This window comes from Leifsonia sp. GW821-FHT13C09, assembly GCF_058806435.1.
Genome location: NZ_JBXAPS010000004.1, coordinates 31411 through 48732, shown reverse-complemented (window position 1 = coordinate 48732; position 17322 = coordinate 31411). Strand labels below are relative to the sequence as shown.

Genomic DNA, 17322 nt, shown 5'->3' with positions numbered 1-17322 from the left:
CCCACGCGAGCAGAGTGTGGGCGGACGCGAAGGAGGCACGCGATGATCACAGCGAAACATGTCGGTCAGGCACGGCGGAACGCGCCGCGACCGGACGCGCACCGCCGGGAAGCCGGTGCGGGAACCGACCCCGTCTTCCTCGTAGCCGGCCCGAACGTTCCTCCGGCCGTCGTGATGCGGCATTGTGCGGCAGCGCTCGCGGCCGGTCGCCCGTTGGAGTTGCTGCAGTTGGGCGATGTGACGCTCGTCGAGCGGCGGGTTCTGCGAGCGCTGGAGCGGCGGTACGGCGAGGAGAGTGTCCGTACGGTCGAAACGCACAGTGATTGGCTGGCGCTCCCGTTCGAGCGGATGCTGGTCGTCCTGTCCGACAACGGATTATGGTGCGGCGACGACCGCATCGCGGACAACGACGAGATGCTGGCGATGCCGGATGCGGCGCTCAGCCGGCTCTACGAGGCCGGAGCTCATGCGGAGAGGAGCCGGTCAGGTGCGTGAGACGGACACCGCGCGTCACGATCCGGTGACCCTGGTTCTCGAGGAAGGCCTCCCCGTCCGGCTCGACTGGAACGGCCTCCGGTTCTACCCCGACGGCCCGCCGCTCCCCCGCGGACGGGTGCAGTTCACCCGCGACGACGACGTCCCGTTGCCGGTTCTGGTCACCGGTTGGGAGGTGGGTGCGAGCACCGCCGACGGTGACACGCACGTCTTCGTCGTCATCAGCGGGGACGGGGGACGCTGGTGGCTGACAGCGTTGGACCCCGATGATGCTCACCCCAACGGGACTTAAGCCCCTGACCAGGATGTTCGGCACCCGCGAGACTGGATGCGTTCGAGCCGATCGGTCCCGTCCGCACTGGACGCCGATCGGCGGTCACCGACAACGCCCCGGACCCGCGGTCGAGGCGGGACGGACGATGGCAGGTCGGTGACAGGGCTCGCGCCGCCCACCGGGGGGTCGGCGGCGCGAGCCATCTTTTCCTGCGACGAGCGGAGTCGGCTAGAGGACTCCTCGGAGCACGCCGCCGACGACACGGAGAGGTGAGAGCGGAAGCGGCACGGAGGGCAGCGGCGTCGGCGCGGGGACCACCGGCGGCGGCGCGACCGGGGGTGCCGCCGGTGGGGCCGCCGGCGGCTGCGGGGCAGGAACCGGCGCCGGTGCCGGCTGGGCAGGCGCCGCGCCACCACTGCCGGCCGTGCTCGATCCTCCGGCTGCGCCCGCGTTTCCGGCCCCGCCGGCTCCTCCGCCTGCCCCTGCCGCGGGCGCCGCGCTCGACCCGGCCGGCACCGAGACGGTCCCTGGGTCTGTCGAGCCGCCCGCGTTCGGCGGAGGGGTCGAGACGCCGGGTCCTGACGGTGCGACGGTCACGGTGATCGTCGCTCCCTTCGCCGCACGCGATCCGGCGCCAGGGGACTGCCGGATCACGACGTCATCGGTCCGCCCCGTCGCGGGCTCCCCGGACTCGGTGCGGGCCTGCATCGAGAACCCTCGAGCCTGCAGCGCCTCCCTGGCGCGGGCCTCCGAGACGCCGATCACGCTCGGCACGGTCAGAGCGACGACGGGAGCCGCACCCGTCGCAGGAGAGAGCGTGTGGGCGGGCGTCGGCGTCAGTTCCGCCGTTCCCAGCGGCGCGACGGCCAGCGCCGCCACCAGCGCGGCGGTCACGACGGCGCCCGCCGGCAACGGGTGTTCGACGATGAAGTCGCCCACACGGCGGAGCCCGCCGGCCCGCGCGACGTGCCTTCCCGCCATGCTCACTTCCCTGCCGATTCCCGTCGACGGGCGGACCGCCGGCCGACGGCGAAGACAGTACGCCTCGCTCGCAGTGTTCGGGAGGGGTGGAGCCTGCGCGGCAGGCTCAGTCCTCCGGAACGAGCGTGTACACGGCGGCGTCGCCGTCTTTCGTGTAGCGGGCGGCGACGATCTTGAAACCGGGGTTGCGCTCCGCGATGACCGGCAGCCACGGGTCGGCTCCGCCCGCACGCAGCCGGTGCTCCACGTCCGCAGGCAGCCGGGGGATCGTCGTCGTGTCCTTCGGTGCTTCGATCACGTCGAGCAGCCGCTGCCGGTGGTACTGCGGCCTCGCGCCGACCGCCCGACGCTCCGCGGGCGTGTACGGGCGTGTGACGCGGGAAAGACGTCCGGCTGCGTTCTCGACGGTGGTCATGGTCCCTCTCTCCGCTCGGTGACCCATCCACACGTACCACCCTTGGCGAGTCTGTTCGACTGCGCTGCTCGATGTCTCACCCGCCCGCACGCACCGCCTGGATTCCGGGATGGCCGCACGGAGAACTCGCTCCTATAACTTCGCCCGAAACGGCAGTCACCCGCTCGTGAAGGAGACCCGACATGACCGATACACCACCCACCCCCGCCGGCGGAACCGGCGCGGATGACACGGACGTCGACGTGGCGGCGGCGGCCGTCAGCGACGGCGCGTACACACTGCTCGCCGCCGATTTCGCGGACACCGACATCGCATTGGAGGCGTACGAAGCACTCAAGAAGGCCGAGGACGGCGCGACGGTCAAGATCGACGGCGTCGTCGTCGTCAGACGGAACGCGGACGGCAAGCTCGAAGTTCAGAAGGCCACCGACCACAGCACCCGCGAGGGCCTCACCTGGGGCGCGGTCGGCGGCGCGGTCCTTGGCGTGCTGTTCCCGCCCTCGATCATCGGCAGCGCCCTGGTGGTCGGCGCGGGCGGCGGCCTCATCGGCAAGCTGCGTGAGCGTCACCACAGGAAGGAGCTGGCGAAGGAACTCGAGGACGCGATCGAGCCCGGCCACTCCGGCATCATCGCGCTGGTCTCCAACCCCGGCGAAGTCAAGATCCGCGAGGCGCTCGACAAGGCCGACCGGATCGTCGAGAAGGCCATCGACAACGCGGCCGCGGCGGACATCAAAGCCGCGGGCAAGGCTGAGGACGCCGCGGCCTCTGCTACTGAGGACAAGTAGGACGCGGCGCGGGGCGATCCCCTGGCCCGAGGAACGGCGCGGATTCCACCGTGCCGTTCCTGCTGAACGCCGTCAGAGCCGGGAGCCTCCCGTGGCGAGATAGTCGTGCACCATCTTCACGACGCTCGCCCCTTCGCCCACCGCCGCCGACATCCGTTTGACCGACCCGCTGCGCACATCGCCGACGGCGAAGAGGCCCGGTATGGAGGTCTCGAACGGCTGGACGTGGGAGTCGGAGTCGGGCGACCGCGGCCCGGTCAGGAGGAACCCGTGCTCGTCCCGGTCGATGTCGTGCCCGAGCCATGCCGTCGCCGGAACCGCCCCGATGAAGACGAACAGGTGCGCCGTCGCCAGTTCCCCGCGTGCGCCTGAGAGACGATGCTCGACGGTGACCGACTCGAGCCGGTCGCCGCCGGCCGCCTCCACCACTTCCGATCGCGTGTGCACCATGATCCGCGGATGCTCCTCGATCTGGACGACCAGGTACCGTGACATGTCCCGGCCGAGCTCGGCCGCGCGTGCGACCAGGTGAACGCGCGAGGCTGTTCCCGCCAGGAAGAGAGCCGCCTGGCCGGCCGAGTTCCCGCCGCCCACCACCACGACCGGGTCCGTTCCGCACTCGCGCGCTTCGTTGATCGTCGCGGCGTAGAAGACACTGCTGTACTCGAACCGATCGAGGTTCCTGGCCTCCAGGCGGCGGTACTCCATCCCGGTCGCGACGACGACGGCGCCCGGCGTGAGAGTCGTCCCGTCGGAGAACCGCACGGTGAGCCCGCCGCCTTCGACGTCGAGTGTCTCGGCGCCGGCCGGCGCGAAGACGGTGGCTCCGAATTTGACCGCTTGGAGACGCGCCCGCTCGGCGAGTTCGGCGCCGGAGATCCCCGCCGGGAAACCGAGATAGTTCTCGATCCGGGAGGACCGGGCGGCCTGCCCGCCGGTGGCGACGGCGTCGGCGAGGACCACCGACAGCCCATCGGATGCCGCATACACCGTCGCGGCGAGACCCGCCGGCCCAGCGCCGACGACCAGCAGGTCGCAGGTGGGCCGCGGCAGCCCACTCCCGATGCCGAGCGCCTCCGAGAACTCCGCCGTGGACGGGTTCCGCAGGATCCGCTCACCCCCGACGATGACGACCGGGAGGTCGGACACGTCCAAGCGCAGCCGGCGGACAATGACCTCCGCCGCGCGATCGCCGTCCAGGTCGAGCAGCCGGTGCGGGATCCGATTCCGTGCGGCGAGTTCCAGCAGCCGGCGGGTGTCCGGCGAGAAGCGCGAACCCACGATGCGGAGCCCTGCACCCGATCCGATCGCCAGCGACCGGCGGATGAGATACGCGCGCAGGATGATGTCGCCGAGCCCGGGGTCGCTGGTGACGATCCGCTCCAGCGCCGGTATCGGCACGACGAGCACCGTGCCGGCCTCGAGCGCGGTCACGGTGGCGAACGACGGCTGTCCCTCCAGCAGCCCGATGTCGCCGACGAAACGACCGGGACCGTGCACCTCCCTTCGTGCTCCCTGTCCGTCCGCGCCCGGGTCCTCAACCGCGACCCGGCCCTCGATCACCGCGAAGAACGCGCCGATCGGCTCGCCCGCCCGCGCGAGCACCTGGCCCTCCGAGACGGGCTCGGTGGTGCCGTGCTCGCTCAGCGCCTGCAGCTGCGGCGGCGTGAGCCGCGGGTACGCTCCGAGCGCGTCCGGGGTCTCCGCCGCCACGTGCGGAGCCTCCGCCGCCTCCGGGCGGGGGCCTTCCATCACACGTAGTCCTCGTCGATGTAGCACCACCGCCAGCTCTCCCCTGGCTCGTGCGATTGGACGATGGGATGCCCCTCGTGCGCCGCGTGCGCCCGCGCGTGCCTCATGGGCGAGGCGTCGCAACAGCCCACCTTGCCGCAGGTCAGGCACAGCCGCAGGTGCACCCACGGCGTGCCGAGCGCCAGGCAGTCCTCGCACGCGCCCGGCGTGCGTGGAGTCACGGGACGGATGAAGACGATATGGGGATCCTTACGGACGATCACGGGGCGCCCCTCCTTCCCCGGCGTCGCCGGCGCTCTTCCCGGCGCTCTTCCGGGCGCGCCGCTGCTGCACCATCGCGTCGTCGAACCAGCGGCGGAGGACGGCCACGGGCGCTGCCCCGGCCTGCCGGGCGATCACTTCCCCGTGGTCGAGGATCATCAGGGTCGGGACGGCCTGCACGGTGAACCGGGACGACAGCCGGGGCGCCCGGTCGACATCCACCTTCACGAGCTTGACCTCCCCCGCCCGCTCGGCCGCCAGTTCCTCCAGGACCGGGCTGACCATCCGGCAGGGGCCGCACCAGGTCGCCCACATGTCGACGATCACGGGCAGGTCGGCCCGCTCGGCGATCTCCGCGAACGTGTCGTCCAGCGCGTCGGCGATCCACGGGAGGGGCTTGTGGCAGTTCGCGCAGCGGGGGCGTCCGCTCGCCGCGGCCGGGACACGGTTCTTGCGCCCGCAGTTCGGGCAGCGGATGACCCTGGTCGCGTCGACGGCGCTCATACCGGCGCCTGCGCTTCCGCGTCCGCCGGCGTCGGCGCATCGACCACGTCGACGACGATGTCGCCGTCCCGCACGTCGATGCGCACGGTCGAGCCGTCCAGCACCGCGCCGGAGAGCAGCGCCCTCCCCAGGCGCGTCTCGATGTCGTGCGAGATGTATCTGCGCAGCGGTCTGGCGCCGTAGAGCGGGTCATAGCCGCGTTCCGCGATCAGTCGACGCGCCTCGGGCGTGACGTCGAGCTCGATCTGGCGTTCCGCGAGGCGGCGCGCCAGGTCGCCCATCAGGAGGTCCACGATCGATTCGATCTGCTCCAGGCCGAGCGGCGCGAACACGATGATGTCGTCCACCCGGTTGAGGAACTCCGGACGGAAGCGGCCGCGCAGCTCCGCGAGCACCAGATCCTTCACATCCTGCGGGATCGCGCCATCGCTGTCCCGGGAGCCGGTGAGCAGATGCTCCGCCCCGATGTTGGACGTCATGATCACGATGGTGTTGCGGAAGTCGACGGTGCGGCCCTGGCTGTCGGTGATCCGCCCGTCGTCCAGCACCTGCAGCAACGTGTTGAACACGTCAGGGTGCGCCTTCTCGATCTCGTCGAAGAGCACCACGCAGTACGGTCGGCGGCGCACTGCTTCGGTGAGTTGACCGCCCTCGTCGTACCCGACGTATCCCGGAGGGGCGCCGACCAGCCGGCTGACGGTGTGGCGCTCCTGGTACTCGCTCATGTCGAGCCGGATCATCGCGGACTCGCTGTCGAAGAGCGCACTGGCCAGGGCCTTCGCGAGCTCCGTCTTGCCGACGCCTGTCGGGCCCAGGAAGATGAAGGAGCCGATCGGCCGCCGGGCGTCGCGGATACCTGATCGCGCCCGGATGATCGCGTCGGTGACGAGCCGCACGGCCTCCTCCTGGCCGACGACACGCTCGTGCAGGATCTCGTCGAGCTTCAGCACCTTCGCGCGCTCCCCCTCCTGGAGGCGCGCGACGGGGATCCCCGTCCAGGCCGCCACGATCTCGGCGATCTCCTCCTCGGTCACCACCTCGCGCAGGAGGCGCTGCCTGCCCTGCTTCTCCTGCAGTCGCTGCTCCTCGGCGGCGAGCTGTCGTTCGAGTTCGGCGAGCCTGCCGTAGCGCAGCTCGGCCGCACGATTGAGGTCGTACCTGCGCTCGGCGTCCTCGGCCTCGCGCCGCACCTGCTCGAGTTCGCTTCGGAGCCCCTGCACCTTGCGGATGGCCTGACGCTCCGCCTCCCACTGGGCACGCTTCGCGTTCGCCTCACCTCGCAGGTCGGCGAGTTCGCGCCGCAGCTCCTCCAGCCGCACCTGGCTCGGCTTGTCCTTCTCCTTCTCCAGGGCAGCCTCCTCGATCTCGAGCCGGGTCACGCGCCGGGTGAGCTCGTCGAGGTCGGCCGGCATCGAGTCGATCTCCGTGCGCAGGCGGGCGCAGGCCTCGTCGACGAGGTCGATGGCCTTGTCCGGCAGGAACCGGTCGGTGATGTAGCGATGCGACAGGGTCACCGCGGCGACGAGCGCGTTGTCCTGGATGCGCACCCCGTGGAAGACCTCGAGGCGTTCGCGCAGCCCGCGGAGGATGGAGATCGCGTCTTCGACGCTCGGCTCGTCCACCAGGACGGTCTGGAAGCGCCGTTCGAGTGCTGCGTCCTTCTCGATGTGCTGCCGGTACTCGTCCAAGGTGGTCGCGCCGATGAGGTGGAGCTCCCCTCGGGCGAGCATGGGCTTCAGCATGTTCCCGGCGTCCATGGCGCCCTCGGTCGCCCCCGCACCGACGAGGGTGTGGAGCTCGTCGATGAACAGCAGGATGCGCCCTTCTGCGGCCACGACCTCGGCCAGCACGGCCTTCATCCGCTCCTCGAACTCGCCGCGGTACTTGGCGCCGGCGACGAGCGCCGCGAGATCGAGCTGGAAGACCGTCTTGTCGCGGAGCCCTTCGGGAACGTCGGTGTTGACGATCCGCTGTGCCAGTCCCTCCACGATCGCCGTCTTGCCGACACCCGGCTCGCCGATCAGGACCGGGTTGTTCTTCGACTTGCGCGACAGGATCTGGATGACGCGGCGGATCTCGGTGTCGCGGCCGATGACCGGGTCGAGGCGCCCAGCCCGGGCATCGGCGACCAGGTCACGGCCGTACTTCTCCAGTGCCTCGTAGGTCTGCTCGGGGGTCGCCGAGTTCACGTGCTGATTGCCGCGGACGGCGGTCAGCGCCCGGAGGAAGCTCTCGCGCGTCACCCCGTTGCCCTGCAGGAGGCGTGCGGCGGCCCCTCCACTGGGATCGTCGGCGAGCGCGAGAAGCAGGTGCTCGACCGAGACGTACGAGTCCTTCAGCCGGGTCGCCTCCCGCTCGGCCCGGTCGAGGGCGGCCGCGAGCGTCCGGGAGAGGAACACCTGACCGGGAGTCGCGCCGGGGCCGGTGGTCCGCGGTTTCCGTTCGATCGCCTGCTGCACCTCCGTGAGAAGAACGGTCACGTCCACCCCGGCCGCTTCGAGCAGCCGGGGGATCAGGCCGCCCTCCTGTGTCAGCAAGGCGAGCAGCAGATGCTCGTTCTCGGTCTCGGTCTGCCCGTTCCGGCTCGCGATGCTCTGGGCCTCCTGCAGCGCCTCCTGGGACTTCTGGGTCAGCTTGTTCATCTCCATGGCGGAGTCTCCCTTCCGGAGCGGATGATCGATCGCTGCGCCTCGAGCACGTCGATCCGGGCGAGCAGGTCGATGACGAGAGCGACAGCGGCGTAGTTGAGCGACAGGTCGGCGTGCAGCCGCACGATCCGCCGCACCTGTTCGGGGGCGTCGGGGGTGAACCACAGCCGGCCCGACGCGTCGGCGCGCGCGCGGATGAGGCCGAGCTCGACGAACCGGAGGACCAGCTCGGGATGGACGGCCGCGGCGACCGCGACCATCCCGAGGTCGAGTCGGGGCGGGATCACCGGAAGCAGAGGGGAGCTCATGACGACGACCTCGGATCGAAGGTGGACTCGCGCTGCAGCTGCTCGAAGAGCTCGCGTTCGCGAGCCGTGGGATGCGGAGGGACCATGATCTTCACCTTCGCGAACAGGTCGCCCGGCTTTCCTCCCTGCTGGGGCATCCCCTGGCCCTTCAACCGCAGCCGGCGCCCGCTCGACGAGCCGGGCGGGACCCGTACAGTGATCGGTCCGCCTGGTGCGCGCGTCCGGACGCTGGCGCCGAGGGCGGCCTCCCACGGCGAGATCAGGAGGTCCATCTCGATGTTCTTGCCGTCGAGACGCAGCCGCCGGTCCGGCTTGACCCGGAGCGTGATCACGAGGTCGCCCGCCCCGCCGTCCTGCCGTCCGGGTCGTCCTCCCCCGGAGACGCGGATGCGCTGCCCGTCGAGTGCGCCGGGCGGTATCTGCAGCTCGAAGGTCTGACGGTCACCGTCGGGCCCGGCGAGGACGACCGTCCGCGGACCGCCGCGGAAGGCCTCCTCGACCGTCAGCTCGAGCTCGGCCTCGGAGTCCATCCCGCGCATCGAGCCGAAGACGTCGCCGAAGAGGTCGTCCCAGTCGACCGACGCACCGCCCGGACCCGCTCCCGCCTGCGCACTCGACCAGCTGAACCCCGACGGTCCCGGCCGGGCGCGCGTGCGCGCTCGTCCGCCGCCGCCCGCGCCTCCGCCTCCGGCCCCCTGCGAGGCGTACTCGCGTTCCGCCTCCACGTAGCGCCGGAACTCCGGTCCGAACCGGTCGTACTGGGCCCGCGACTCGGGGTCGGCCAGCACGTGGTAGGCCTCGCTGATCTTCTTGAACGTGTCCTCCGCGCCGGCCTGCTTATTGACGTCGGGATGGTACGTGCGGGCCAGTTTGCGGTAGGCACGTTGGATCTCCTTGGCGTCGGCGCTGCGCGAGACTCCCAGCAGCTGGTAGTAGTCGTCCGCCACGGCGTCACTCCCGCCCCCGGGCGACGACGACGCTCGCGGGCCGCAGCAACCGCTCGGGAGTGCCGAAGCCGAGCCGGGCGACGGCCACCACCGTCTGGGGCGCCAGCTCGTCGCTGTCGATGACGGAGACGACCTCGTGGATGCGCGGGTCGAACGGCACGCCGACCTCGTCGATGCGGGGGTAGCCGAGACGTTCGAGCGCGACGACGGCCTGTTCCCGGATCGACTCGATCCCTTCGGTCAGCGGGTCGCCCACCTGCTTCGCATAGGCGAGCGCGTCGGTGAGGCCGTCCACGACGGAGAGGAAGACCGACGCGGCGCGAGCGCGCTCCGCGTCGCGGACGAGGGCGACTTCGCGCGCTGTCCGCTTCCGCACGTTGTCCAGGTCCGCAGCGGCGCGGCGCCAGCGATCCTCCAGCTCTGCGAGACGGGCGTCCCGTTCGTCGGAAGGCGCCGCGGGCGGCTCGTCGGTCGCGCCGGCATGGGCTTCGGCGTCGGCGGGGGCGCCCGGGTCAGGTTCCTCCACGCTTTCGGCCCGCGCATCCGAGGTGTCCATATCCCGGCGTCCTTCAGTTCCGGTCGAAGTCGGCGTCGACGACATCGTCGTCGTCCGCACCGGGCGCGGCGTCGGGAGCCGGCTCACCCTGAGCCGGGCGGGCGACGGACAGTGCGGCGTCCACCTGCCGCAACTCGCTCGTCAGCTCGCGCGCCTCGGACGCGGAGACCTCCCGTTCGACGGCCTCCCTGGCCTGTCCGACCAGCAGCTCCGCCCGCGACCGCTCGTGGGCCGGCGCGGAGTCGCCGTGCTCCGCGAGCGCCCGCTCCACCCGGTAGGCGGCGGCGTCCAGCTCGTTCCGCGCGTCGATGTCCTCGCGCAGCCGCTGATCCTCGGCACGGTTCTGCTCGGCCTCGCGCACCATCCGATCGATCTCCGCCTGATCGAGTGTGGTGGTGCCGCTGATGGTTATCCCCTGCTCCGCCCCGGTGTCCTTGTCGCGAGCGGTGACGTTGAGGATGCCGTTCGCGTCGATGTCGAAGGTGACCTCGATCTGCGGCTCACCGCGCGGCGCCGGCCGGATCCCGGTCAGCGAAAACCGGCCGAGGACGCGGTTGTCCGCCGCGCGTTCGCGCTCGCCCTGGAGGACGACGATCTCGACCGAGTCCTGGTTGTCCTGCGCGGTGGAGAACACTTCGCTCCGGCGCGCGGGGATGGTCGTGTTGCGCTCGATGATCGGCGTCATCACGCCGCCGCGTGTCTCGACTCCCAGCGAGAGCGGGGTCACGTCGAGCAGGAGGACGTCGCTGACCTCGCCTTTCAGGACCCCGGCCTGGATGGCCGCGCCGATGGCGACGACTTCGTCCGGGTTCACCGTCATGTTGGGGTCTTTGCCGCCGGTGAGGCGCTTGACGAGCTCCTGCACCGCCGGGATCCTCGTCGAACCCCCGACGAGGATGACCTCGTCGATGTCGTTCTCAGTGACCTTCGCGTCCTCCATCGCCCGGCGTACCGGGCCGAGGCAGCGCTCGACCAGATCGGCGGTGATGTTCTCGAAGGTGGCTCGCTTGAGGGTGGTCGTCAGGTGCTTGGGACCAGCCGCGTCCGCGGTGATGAACGGGAGGCTCACCTGCGTCTGGCTCACCGAGCTGAGTTCGACCTTCGCCTTCTCCGCCGCTTCGAACAGCCGCTGCAGGGCCTGAGGGTCGTTGCGCAGGTCGATCCCGTTCTCCTTCTGGAACTCGTCGGCCAGGTAGTCGACGATGCGGCGGTCGAAGTCGTCTCCGCCGAGGTGCGTGTCGCCTGCGGTGGACCGCACCTCGACGACGCCGTCGCCCACGTCGAGCAGGCTGACGTCGAAGGTGCCGCCGCCGAGGTCGAACACCAGGACCGTCTCGTGCTCCTTCTTGTCGAGCCCGTATGCCAGGGCGGCCGCGGTCGGCTCGTTGATGATGCGCAGCACCTCGAGGCCCGCGATCCGGCCCGCGTCCTTCGTCGCCGTGCGCTGGGCGTCGTTGAAGTACGCGGGCACGGTGATGACCGCCTCGGTGACCTTCTCACCGAGGAACTTGGCTGCGTCGTCCGCGAGCTTCCGCAGTACGAGAGCGCTGATCTCCTCCGGTGCGTACAGCTTGCCCCGCACATCGAAGCGGGCTTCGCCGTTCGGACCCGCGACGACGTCGAAGCCGACCGCCTTCGCCTCCTCCCCGATCTCGTCGAACGAGCGTCCGATGAACCGCTTGGCCGAGGAGATGGTCCCTTTCGGGTTCAGGATCGCCTGGCGGCGGGCGAGCTGCCCGACCAGCCGCTCGCCGGTGTCGGTGAACGCGACAACGGACGGGGTGGTGCGGGCGCCCTCGCTGTTCGGGATGACTCTCGCCTCGCCGCCCTCCCAGACCGCGATCACCGAATTCGTGGTGCCGAGGTCGATTCCGACTGCCTTAGCCATGGGTTGCTCCTCCTTCGTGGCCCGTCGGGTTGATCGGGCGATCTTCCGCGCCCTCCGACGATGAGATGTTGACCTGACGTGATTCGCTGGATTCGTCGACCGGGACGAGCAACGTCAGCACTCCACTTCCCAGATGCGCCATCAGCCGGGACGAGTCCAGGCTGTCGCCGAGGAAGAGCTGCCGGACGAACTCGCCGCGGGGGCGCTCGTCGATGAGGACGTGGTCGCCTTCGGCGAACTTCGGCCGGCGCTGGACGGTGATCGTGACCACGTTGCGCTCCACGCGGACATCGATGTCGCGGATGTCCACTCCCGGCGCATCGGCTATCACGATGTACTGTCCGCCCCGCCGATACGCTTCCAGCGGCACCGCGTAGGTGCGGCGGTTGACGCCGAGCGCCTGCTCGACCGCTCGATCCACGTCGCGGAGGGTGTCGAACCGCATCAGGGCCATGAGCGTCACCTCCTCGATCGCTCGCGATCCACTCGACGCGAGTGTCCGCCACCGCTCCGGGACCGCGCTTCGACCCCGCAGGACGAAAGAAGATCCGCACGTTGCACTGTCGAGTCGAACCGACGAGGACTACGGTGACCCCACGGGAGATGGCCGATGAGCGCATCGCAGTATCCGGAATCCGTCGCACAGCCCGTCCCCGACCCGGAAGGGCCGCCGGGCCTCTACGACATCTTCAGGGTGGGCTCCCGGATGTTCGAGCACCCTTCCATCCGGGGGACGTTGCGGCTCGCGGAAGCGTCCGCGATGGAGATCGCCGGGTGCGTCGTCGCGGCCGTCTACCTCGCCTCGCGCGGGCGCCTCGTCCGCCATTCGGGCAAAGCGGACCGCCGGCTCGATCTGCTCATGGAGGCGCGCGGGGGGACCAGTGGCCTGCTCGAGAGCGACGGGGAGTGGCGCTACGCAATCTTCTTCCGCAGCGGGGGAAAACTGAGAGGTGCCTTCGCGCTCCAGGCAGCGGAAGAGCCGTCGAGTGCGCAGATCTTCCTGCTGCTCGCGCTCACCGAGCCGACCGGAGCGGCGCTCGCCGCAGCCGAACTGCTCGCCCGCGAGCGGCACCAGGCGCGCGAACTCCGCCGACTCGGCGAAGCGCAAGTGGCCTCTAACCGCTCGATGGCCGCCACGATCGTGAAGCTGAACGCGCAACAGCGCATCCGCGACTCGATCGTCGCGTCGGCCCGCTCGGGTAACGGAGAGACGCAGATCATCGAGACGGTGAGCGAGCTGACCGGGCGTTCCGTCGTCCTTCAAGACTCTTTCGGAAACGAGCTCGCCCGTGTCTCGGCCGCGGACGCCACCCCGTCTTCCGGAACCACCCCCATCGAAAACCTGTCGAGGGGAGGACGGTCGAGCACCGGCTGGCGGTCGACCGCCATCCGGTCAGCCGGTGGGATGCTCGGGGTCCTCGGGATCTTCGATCCCGAGGACGACCAGAGCGACGACGACCGATTCGCGGTCGAGTACGCGAGCGCGACCATCGCCGTGGAGCTCGCCCACCGACGGAATGTCGCCGAAGTCGAACTCCGCCTCGGTCGCGAGCTGGCAGACGACCTCGTCGCAGGAGGGGAGGTCGTGGACGGTCTGGCTCGCGCAGAAGCGCTCCACTTCGACCTCGGCGGCTTCCATCGCGTGGTGCTGGTCGCCTGGGAGTCGCCCACCCCGAACGGAATCGACATCAGTGCCGCCGTCCGCAATCAGCTTGCGGTCATGCAGGTCCCCGCGCTGGTCTCCCGACGGCCGGAGGCGACGCTCGCGGTCGTCGCCGACGGCCGCGACCTCTCCAGACTGTACGACAAGGTGTCCGCCGCCTTGACCAGCGTGCGAGGCACGATCGGCATCGGCGGACGGTGCACGGCCCAGGAGCTTCCGCGGTCGTTCGCCGAGGCGAGCCAAGCACTGCGCATCCGAGCCGAATCGCGACAGCCGCTCGGCCTCTCCAATCACGACGATCTCGGCCTCCTCCGCATCCTCGACACGTCGGACGAGGGGGCCATGCTGCAGCGGTACATCACCGAATGGCTCGGCGCCCTCATCGACCATGACCGGCTGCACAGCACCGAACTGGTGCGAACACTCGCCGCGTACCTGGACTCCGGCGGCAACTACGACCGCACGTCGGCTGCGCTGGTCATCCACCGGAGCACGCTGCGCTACCGCCTCGGCCGCATCCGCGACGTGTGCGGGCTCGACCTCAACGACCCGGAGGCCCGTCTGAACCTGCACATCGCCCTCCGGGCACGCGCCTCGCTGACGGACTACTTCGGCTGACCGTCATCCGACGCGTCGGCGAGCGCGGCGTCTCGCGCGCGATCGATGAAGCCAGGCAGCGCCGAGTTCCCGGTGCGTCCGGCGGGCGCACTGTGCGTCTCCCACCGGTCCCATCGGCTGAACGGCGTTCCCCCTTCCACGACCGCGCGCGCCGCGACGATGTCGTCCGAGGATCCGTCCGAGACCAGCGCCGCTGCGAGGTCCGGGTCGGGCGTGTAACGCTCGTCGTCCGCATCGGCCAGGTAGCCGAGCCACCCGGCCAGGACCAGCAGACCGGCCCGGACTTCGGAGCGAGCGGCCCCGTCGGGGTCCAGTTCGAAGAGCCGCCGGAGTCCTTCCGCCGCGAGTTTCGCGATCTCGGGCCTCCGTGCGTCCAGGGCGAGCTTGACCAGCTCGACCATGGCCCAGGTGCCGCGCGACCGCAGGGCGTGGGGCTCGCTCGCGGAGGGGTCCGAGTACAGGGTCAGGTTCTGAACGCACGCGATGATGCGAACGGGGAGCGCGTCGAACTCCGGCCCGCCCCGGCTCAGGATGTCCGACCACTGCCGCATGAAGCTCCGCAGGCATTCGTCGATGTACTCGCCGGACCCGGTCGCCGCTGCTTCCAGCGTCCGGGTCGTCGTCGCGGTGATGAAGACCTCCGCCACCTGCGGCGAGAGCAGGACGTCCTGCTCGGCCTCGACGATGCTCTGGAGCAGCCCGCTCCCCCGCGTCTGGAATGCCGCTTCGGCCGCGTCGGGCCGGTCGAGTCCGGCCATCCACACGCCCTGCACGATCTGTCCGAGGAGTTCCAGCGCCCGCTCGGCGGTCGCCAGAGCGCCGGATCGGAGGCTGGTGCCGATGGCGTCCATGAGGGTCGCGATCTCGTGCGCGGTCTCCTCGTACGCGGTGGCGGCCTCCGGCGGCTCCAGCTCGATGCTCGACTGGAGGAGCTGAACCAGCCGGGCGGCCGCGGCATCGTCGAGCCGGGTCGACGTGACGATCCGGAATGCCGTGGCCCCGAGGCGGGTGCGGTCCCCCGGACGGACATCGAGCACGATCTGCGGCGGCTCGTCGTCATCCGCGAGAGTAGGATCCGTTGGACGGCGGCCGGTCTCCGACGAACCGAGGGATGCGATCGCCTGGCGCACAGCATCGGGATCGATGGCCCGGATGACCCGCCCGGCCTGCGGCACCGGGACATACAGCGTCGAGACGGAGCGAGTGGAGGTGCGCGAGGAGTCGGTGGTCAGGAGTTCCTGGAGGCCGGTCCTCGCGTCGGAGTACCGGCGCGCCACCCGGTCGAGCCGATCGGACAGCGTCTCGATCAGCGAGGACCGCACCACCTCGTCCAGGCGGGACGGATGCCCGAAGAGGTGCGTGAGCCGGGATGTCGACACCATGAGCAGCACGGCGGTCGCCGCGAGCCACGCGACGGCGATCGCGACGCCCGTCGCACTCGGCAGCCAGATGGCTTCGAAACCCATGACCGCGTTCCCCGCGAGTCCCACGGTCACGAACCAGCTCGCACCGATGTACGCCAGGACGCGCTTGCGGGACGTCCCGATCGCGAGGGGCGCCTCCGCGAACAGCTGGGCGGCGATCGTCAGCCCGGCGAAACCCACCGACAGGAACGTCGTCTGAACCTGCCAGATCGCGACATCGGAGCCCGGGACCGGCGACAGGTAGCGGTGCACCAACGCCGGATCGCCTGCGGCGTGGAAGACCACCAGGAGCACCAGGCTGACGAGCAGCGCGCAGGCCACGATCGTGACCTCGCGCCACCACGCGCCTCCCGGTGCGTCTGCTCCTCCACGCTTCCCGCGCATGACGCGACACTACTCACCTGTGGGCTGCTGAGAAGTCGTGCAGCCCCTTATGCCCGTTCCATTTCCGCGTACCCTGATCGGCAATCGAGCAAGCGTCCGCATCCATCGAGGAGGAGATCATGGCTCTCGACGACAAGGCCAAGGCGAAGGGCGACAAGCTGAAGGGCAAGGTCGACGAGGTCGTCGGCAAGGTCACCGACGACGAGTCGCGCGTGCTGAAGGGCAAGGCGGAGCAGGCGAAGGGAAGCGTCGAGGATACCGTCGCCGACGCGAAGGCGCACCTGAGGGACACCGCCGACACGTCGCACGACGACCGTCGCGACGACACGGGCGCGCTCTAGGACCGCGCGTCGTCCTTCGGCGGGCGCGGCTGCCATTCCCCGCCGAAGATCGGCCTCAGCGCGCGACCATCGCTTCGGCGGTGGCGACGACGTGGCTGCGGTAGCGGCTCTTCGCCTCTTCCGGAGCCGCCCCGCCGAACACCATCCGGACGAGTTGCGGCGCGGCCACGTACCAGTAGCACATCGCGATGATGGAGAAGTAGATCGCCTCGGCGTCACCGTCGCCGCCGAGAGCGTCGCGAACCGCGGCGACCCGCGACTGGAAGTAGCCGGTGCGCTCCGCGAGCGCGGGGACGTCGCCCGTGCCGTAGTGGAGTCCCTCCTGCTCGAACAACCATGCCACCACCGGCTCGGCGGTGAGGAAGTCGAACAGGTCTCCGGCGTAGGCCGCGAGGTCGTCGGGCTCGATCGCGACCCGGTCCGCGAGCTGGCCGAGCTTGGTCTGCAACGCCGCCTGGAACAGCTCGTCCTTGTTCCCGATGTAGGAGTAGATCGACGCCTTGTTGACTTCGGCGCGCTCGGCGATGCGATCGACGCGCGCCCCTCCGACGCCGTGGCGGGCGAACTCTTCGGCGCTCGCTTCGAGAAGCAGGCGGACGCTTTCATCCCGGTCGTACCGTCTGGCCATCGATTCGGACCTCCCTCTTCCCTTTTGCGTAATTGTGATCTACTATACAACTAAACGTTTAGTTATATTGGAGATCGGAATGAACACCCAACTCACCGCACGCACCATCACCGAGGCTCGGCTCGACGCCGCCGAGGTGGCAGAACTGAGCAGCCGCCCCCAGGGCGCCGGCCCGCAGGTGGTGCTTCAGGCCAAGGGCCTCGGCTCGCCCACGCAGTGGACCTCGCAGTTCGCCACCGCCGCAGAGCGCATCGTCGTCGAGTACGGCCCGGCGGCCCGTCGCTCCGAGCGGGCATGGGTCCTCTCGGCCCAGACCGGCAGCACCCGCTACTACACGCTGGCGCACGACACCGACGGCGGGTACGTCAGCCGCTGACCGCGACGGCTCACCCGACGAGCGGCTCACCCGACGACCGATAGGGGGCGCAGCATCCGCTGCGCCCCTTT

19 protein-coding genes are annotated in these 17322 nt (G+C 70.3%); 6 read left to right on the top strand and 13 right to left on the bottom strand.

Going from position 1 to position 17322, the window contains the following annotated elements; genetic code table 11:
• Positions 1 to 42 precede the first annotated feature (42 nt).
• On the top strand, positions 43 to 495 hold the full coding sequence (locus AC1ROW_RS13940; protein ID WP_493019514.1) for a hypothetical protein: 453 nt from the start codon (positions 43 to 45) through the stop codon (positions 493 to 495).
• On the top strand, positions 488 to 787 hold the full coding sequence (locus tag AC1ROW_RS13935) for a hypothetical protein (protein ID WP_493019513.1): 300 nt from the start codon (positions 488 to 490) through the stop codon (positions 785 to 787). Before AC1ROW_RS13940 ends, AC1ROW_RS13935 begins: the two co-directional genes overlap by 8 nt.
• A gap of 210 nt (positions 788 to 997) precedes the next feature.
• Here AC1ROW_RS13935 and AC1ROW_RS13930 read toward each other — a convergent pair whose 3' ends face one another.
• Both AC1ROW_RS13930 and AC1ROW_RS13925 read right to left on the bottom strand, forming a co-directional pair.
• Positions 998 to 1750, bottom strand: coding sequence for a PASTA domain-containing protein (locus AC1ROW_RS13930; protein WP_493019512.1), 753 nt, complete (start codon positions 1748 to 1750; stop codon positions 998 to 1000).
• A 106-nt stretch (positions 1751 to 1856) separates the two neighbouring features.
• The gene (locus AC1ROW_RS13925) at positions 1857 to 2165 is read right to left on the bottom strand and encodes a hypothetical protein (RefSeq protein WP_493019511.1); all 309 of its coding nucleotides are present in this window, start codon (positions 2163 to 2165) and stop codon (positions 1857 to 1859) included.
• A 182-nt stretch (positions 2166 to 2347) separates the two neighbouring features.
• On the opposite strand from AC1ROW_RS13925, the gene AC1ROW_RS13920 reads away from it, so the two are divergent.
• On the top strand, positions 2348 to 2953 hold the full coding sequence (locus AC1ROW_RS13920; protein WP_493019510.1) for a DUF1269 domain-containing protein: 606 nt from the start codon (positions 2348 to 2350) through the stop codon (positions 2951 to 2953).
• A gap of 72 nt (positions 2954 to 3025) precedes the next feature.
• Here the strand turns inward: AC1ROW_RS13920 and AC1ROW_RS13915 are convergent, their stop codons facing one another.
• From AC1ROW_RS13915 to AC1ROW_RS13875, 9 genes are read right to left on the bottom strand one after another with little or no spacing between them, the layout of a single operon-like run.
• Positions 3026 to 4705, bottom strand: coding sequence for an FAD-dependent oxidoreductase (locus AC1ROW_RS13915; protein ID WP_493019509.1), 1680 nt, complete (start codon positions 4703 to 4705; stop codon positions 3026 to 3028).
• Positions 4705 to 4926 (bottom strand): UBP-type zinc finger domain-containing protein, encoded by a 222-nt coding sequence (locus tag AC1ROW_RS13910; protein ID WP_493019508.1) that lies wholly within the window; start codon positions 4924 to 4926, stop codon positions 4705 to 4707. Before AC1ROW_RS13910 ends, AC1ROW_RS13915 begins: the two co-directional genes overlap by 1 nt.
• Positions 4927 to 4954: 28 nt before the next feature.
• Positions 4955 to 5470, bottom strand: a complete 516-nt coding sequence (gene trxA / locus AC1ROW_RS13905; RefSeq protein WP_493019507.1) for a thioredoxin — start codon at positions 5468 to 5470, stop codon at positions 4955 to 4957.
• Complete coding sequence (clpB, locus tag AC1ROW_RS13900) at positions 5467 to 8118, bottom strand: ATP-dependent chaperone ClpB (protein WP_493019506.1); 2652 nt, start codon at positions 8116 to 8118, stop codon at positions 5467 to 5469. Before clpB ends, trxA begins: the two co-directional genes overlap by 4 nt.
• Positions 8109 to 8426: a chaperone modulator CbpM gene (locus tag AC1ROW_RS13895; RefSeq protein WP_493019505.1), complete on the bottom strand. Its 318-nt coding sequence runs from the start codon at positions 8424 to 8426 to the stop codon at positions 8109 to 8111. The genes clpB and AC1ROW_RS13895 overlap by 10 nt, the downstream gene beginning before the upstream one ends.
• Positions 8423 to 9373 (bottom strand): DnaJ C-terminal domain-containing protein, encoded by a 951-nt coding sequence (locus AC1ROW_RS13890; protein WP_493019504.1) that lies wholly within the window; start codon positions 9371 to 9373, stop codon positions 8423 to 8425. The genes AC1ROW_RS13895 and AC1ROW_RS13890 overlap by 4 nt, the downstream gene beginning before the upstream one ends.
• A 4-nt stretch (positions 9374 to 9377) precedes the next feature.
• Positions 9378 to 9929, bottom strand: a complete 552-nt coding sequence (locus tag AC1ROW_RS13885) for a nucleotide exchange factor GrpE (protein WP_493019503.1) — start codon at positions 9927 to 9929, stop codon at positions 9378 to 9380.
• A gap of 13 nt (positions 9930 to 9942) precedes the next feature.
• Positions 9943 to 11817 (bottom strand): molecular chaperone DnaK, encoded by a 1875-nt coding sequence (gene dnaK, locus AC1ROW_RS13880; protein WP_493019502.1) that lies wholly within the window; start codon positions 11815 to 11817, stop codon positions 9943 to 9945.
• Entirely contained in the window at positions 11810 to 12271 is a 462-nt protein-coding gene (locus AC1ROW_RS13875) for an Hsp20/alpha crystallin family protein (protein WP_493019501.1), read from the bottom strand. Before AC1ROW_RS13875 ends, dnaK begins: the two co-directional genes overlap by 8 nt.
• A gap of 156 nt (positions 12272 to 12427) precedes the next feature.
• Here AC1ROW_RS13875 and AC1ROW_RS13870 point away from each other — a divergent pair, with 156 nt between their 5' ends.
• A complete protein-coding gene (locus AC1ROW_RS13870) occupies positions 12428 to 14098 on the top strand; it encodes a PucR family transcriptional regulator (RefSeq protein ID WP_493019500.1) in 1671 nt (556 codons plus the stop codon).
• Here the strand turns inward: AC1ROW_RS13870 and AC1ROW_RS13865 are convergent.
• On the bottom strand, positions 14086 to 15906 hold the full coding sequence (locus AC1ROW_RS13865) for a hypothetical protein (RefSeq protein WP_493019499.1): 1821 nt from the start codon (positions 15904 to 15906) through the stop codon (positions 14086 to 14088). The two genes, AC1ROW_RS13870 and AC1ROW_RS13865, sit on opposite strands and share 13 nt — an antisense overlap.
• 119 nt (positions 15907 to 16025) lie before the next feature.
• Here AC1ROW_RS13865 and AC1ROW_RS13860 point away from each other — a divergent pair, with 119 nt between their 5' ends.
• Positions 16026 to 16247: a CsbD family protein gene (locus AC1ROW_RS13860; RefSeq protein ID WP_493019498.1), complete on the top strand. Its 222-nt coding sequence runs from the start codon at positions 16026 to 16028 to the stop codon at positions 16245 to 16247.
• A gap of 55 nt (positions 16248 to 16302) precedes the next feature.
• Here the strand turns inward: AC1ROW_RS13860 and AC1ROW_RS13855 are convergent, their stop codons facing one another.
• On the bottom strand, positions 16303 to 16875 hold the full coding sequence (locus tag AC1ROW_RS13855; protein ID WP_493019497.1) for a TetR/AcrR family transcriptional regulator: 573 nt from the start codon (positions 16873 to 16875) through the stop codon (positions 16303 to 16305).
• Positions 16876 to 16954: 79 nt separating this feature from the next.
• On the opposite strand from AC1ROW_RS13855, the gene AC1ROW_RS13850 reads away from it, so the two are divergent.
• Positions 16955 to 17251 carry a hypothetical protein gene (locus AC1ROW_RS13850; RefSeq protein ID WP_493019496.1) on the top strand — a complete coding sequence of 99 codons (297 nt, stop codon included), beginning with the start codon at positions 16955 to 16957 and terminating at the stop codon, positions 17249 to 17251.
• The last annotated feature ends 71 nt before the right edge of the window (positions 17252 to 17322 follow it).

What these genes read in the sequence shown, in the direction of transcription:
- clpB (WP_493019506.1), bottom strand. Translation starts at nt 8,118, where the DNA reads ATGGAGATGAACAAGCTGACCCAGAAGTCCCAGGAGGCGCTGCAGGAG.
- AC1ROW_RS13925 (WP_493019511.1), bottom strand. Translation starts at nt 2,165, where the DNA reads ATGACCACCGTCGAGAACGCAGCCGGACGTCTTTCCCGCGTCACACGC.
- AC1ROW_RS13865 (WP_493019499.1), bottom strand. Translation starts at nt 15,906, where the DNA reads ATGCGCGGGAAGCGTGGAGGAGCAGACGCACCGGGAGGCGCGTGGTGG.
- AC1ROW_RS13885 (WP_493019503.1), bottom strand. Translation starts at nt 9,929, where the DNA reads ATGGACACCTCGGATGCGCGGGCCGAAAGCGTGGAGGAACCTGACCCG.
- trxA (WP_493019507.1), bottom strand. Translation starts at nt 5,470, where the DNA reads ATGAGCGCCGTCGACGCGACCAGGGTCATCCGCTGCCCGAACTGCGGG.
- AC1ROW_RS13875 (WP_493019501.1), bottom strand. Translation starts at nt 12,271, where the DNA reads ATGGCCCTGATGCGGTTCGACACCCTCCGCGACGTGGATCGAGCGGTC.
- AC1ROW_RS13850 (WP_493019496.1), top strand. Translation starts at nt 16,955, where the DNA reads ATGAACACCCAACTCACCGCACGCACCATCACCGAGGCTCGGCTCGAC.
- AC1ROW_RS13940 (WP_493019514.1), top strand. Translation starts at nt 43, where the DNA reads ATGATCACAGCGAAACATGTCGGTCAGGCACGGCGGAACGCGCCGCGA.
- AC1ROW_RS13895 (WP_493019505.1), bottom strand. Translation starts at nt 8,426, where the DNA reads ATGAGCTCCCCTCTGCTTCCGGTGATCCCGCCCCGACTCGACCTCGGG.
- AC1ROW_RS13930 (WP_493019512.1), bottom strand. Translation starts at nt 1,750, where the DNA reads ATGGCGGGAAGGCACGTCGCGCGGGCCGGCGGGCTCCGCCGTGTGGGC.
- AC1ROW_RS13855 (WP_493019497.1), bottom strand. Translation starts at nt 16,875, where the DNA reads ATGGCCAGACGGTACGACCGGGATGAAAGCGTCCGCCTGCTTCTCGAA.
- AC1ROW_RS13920 (WP_493019510.1), top strand. Translation starts at nt 2,348, where the DNA reads ATGACCGATACACCACCCACCCCCGCCGGCGGAACCGGCGCGGATGAC.
- AC1ROW_RS13860 (WP_493019498.1), top strand. Translation starts at nt 16,026, where the DNA reads ATGGCTCTCGACGACAAGGCCAAGGCGAAGGGCGACAAGCTGAAGGGC.
- AC1ROW_RS13870 (WP_493019500.1), top strand. Translation starts at nt 12,428, where the DNA reads ATGAGCGCATCGCAGTATCCGGAATCCGTCGCACAGCCCGTCCCCGAC.
- AC1ROW_RS13915 (WP_493019509.1), bottom strand. Translation starts at nt 4,705, where the DNA reads ATGGAAGGCCCCCGCCCGGAGGCGGCGGAGGCTCCGCACGTGGCGGCG.
- dnaK (WP_493019502.1), bottom strand. Translation starts at nt 11,817, where the DNA reads ATGGCTAAGGCAGTCGGAATCGACCTCGGCACCACGAATTCGGTGATC.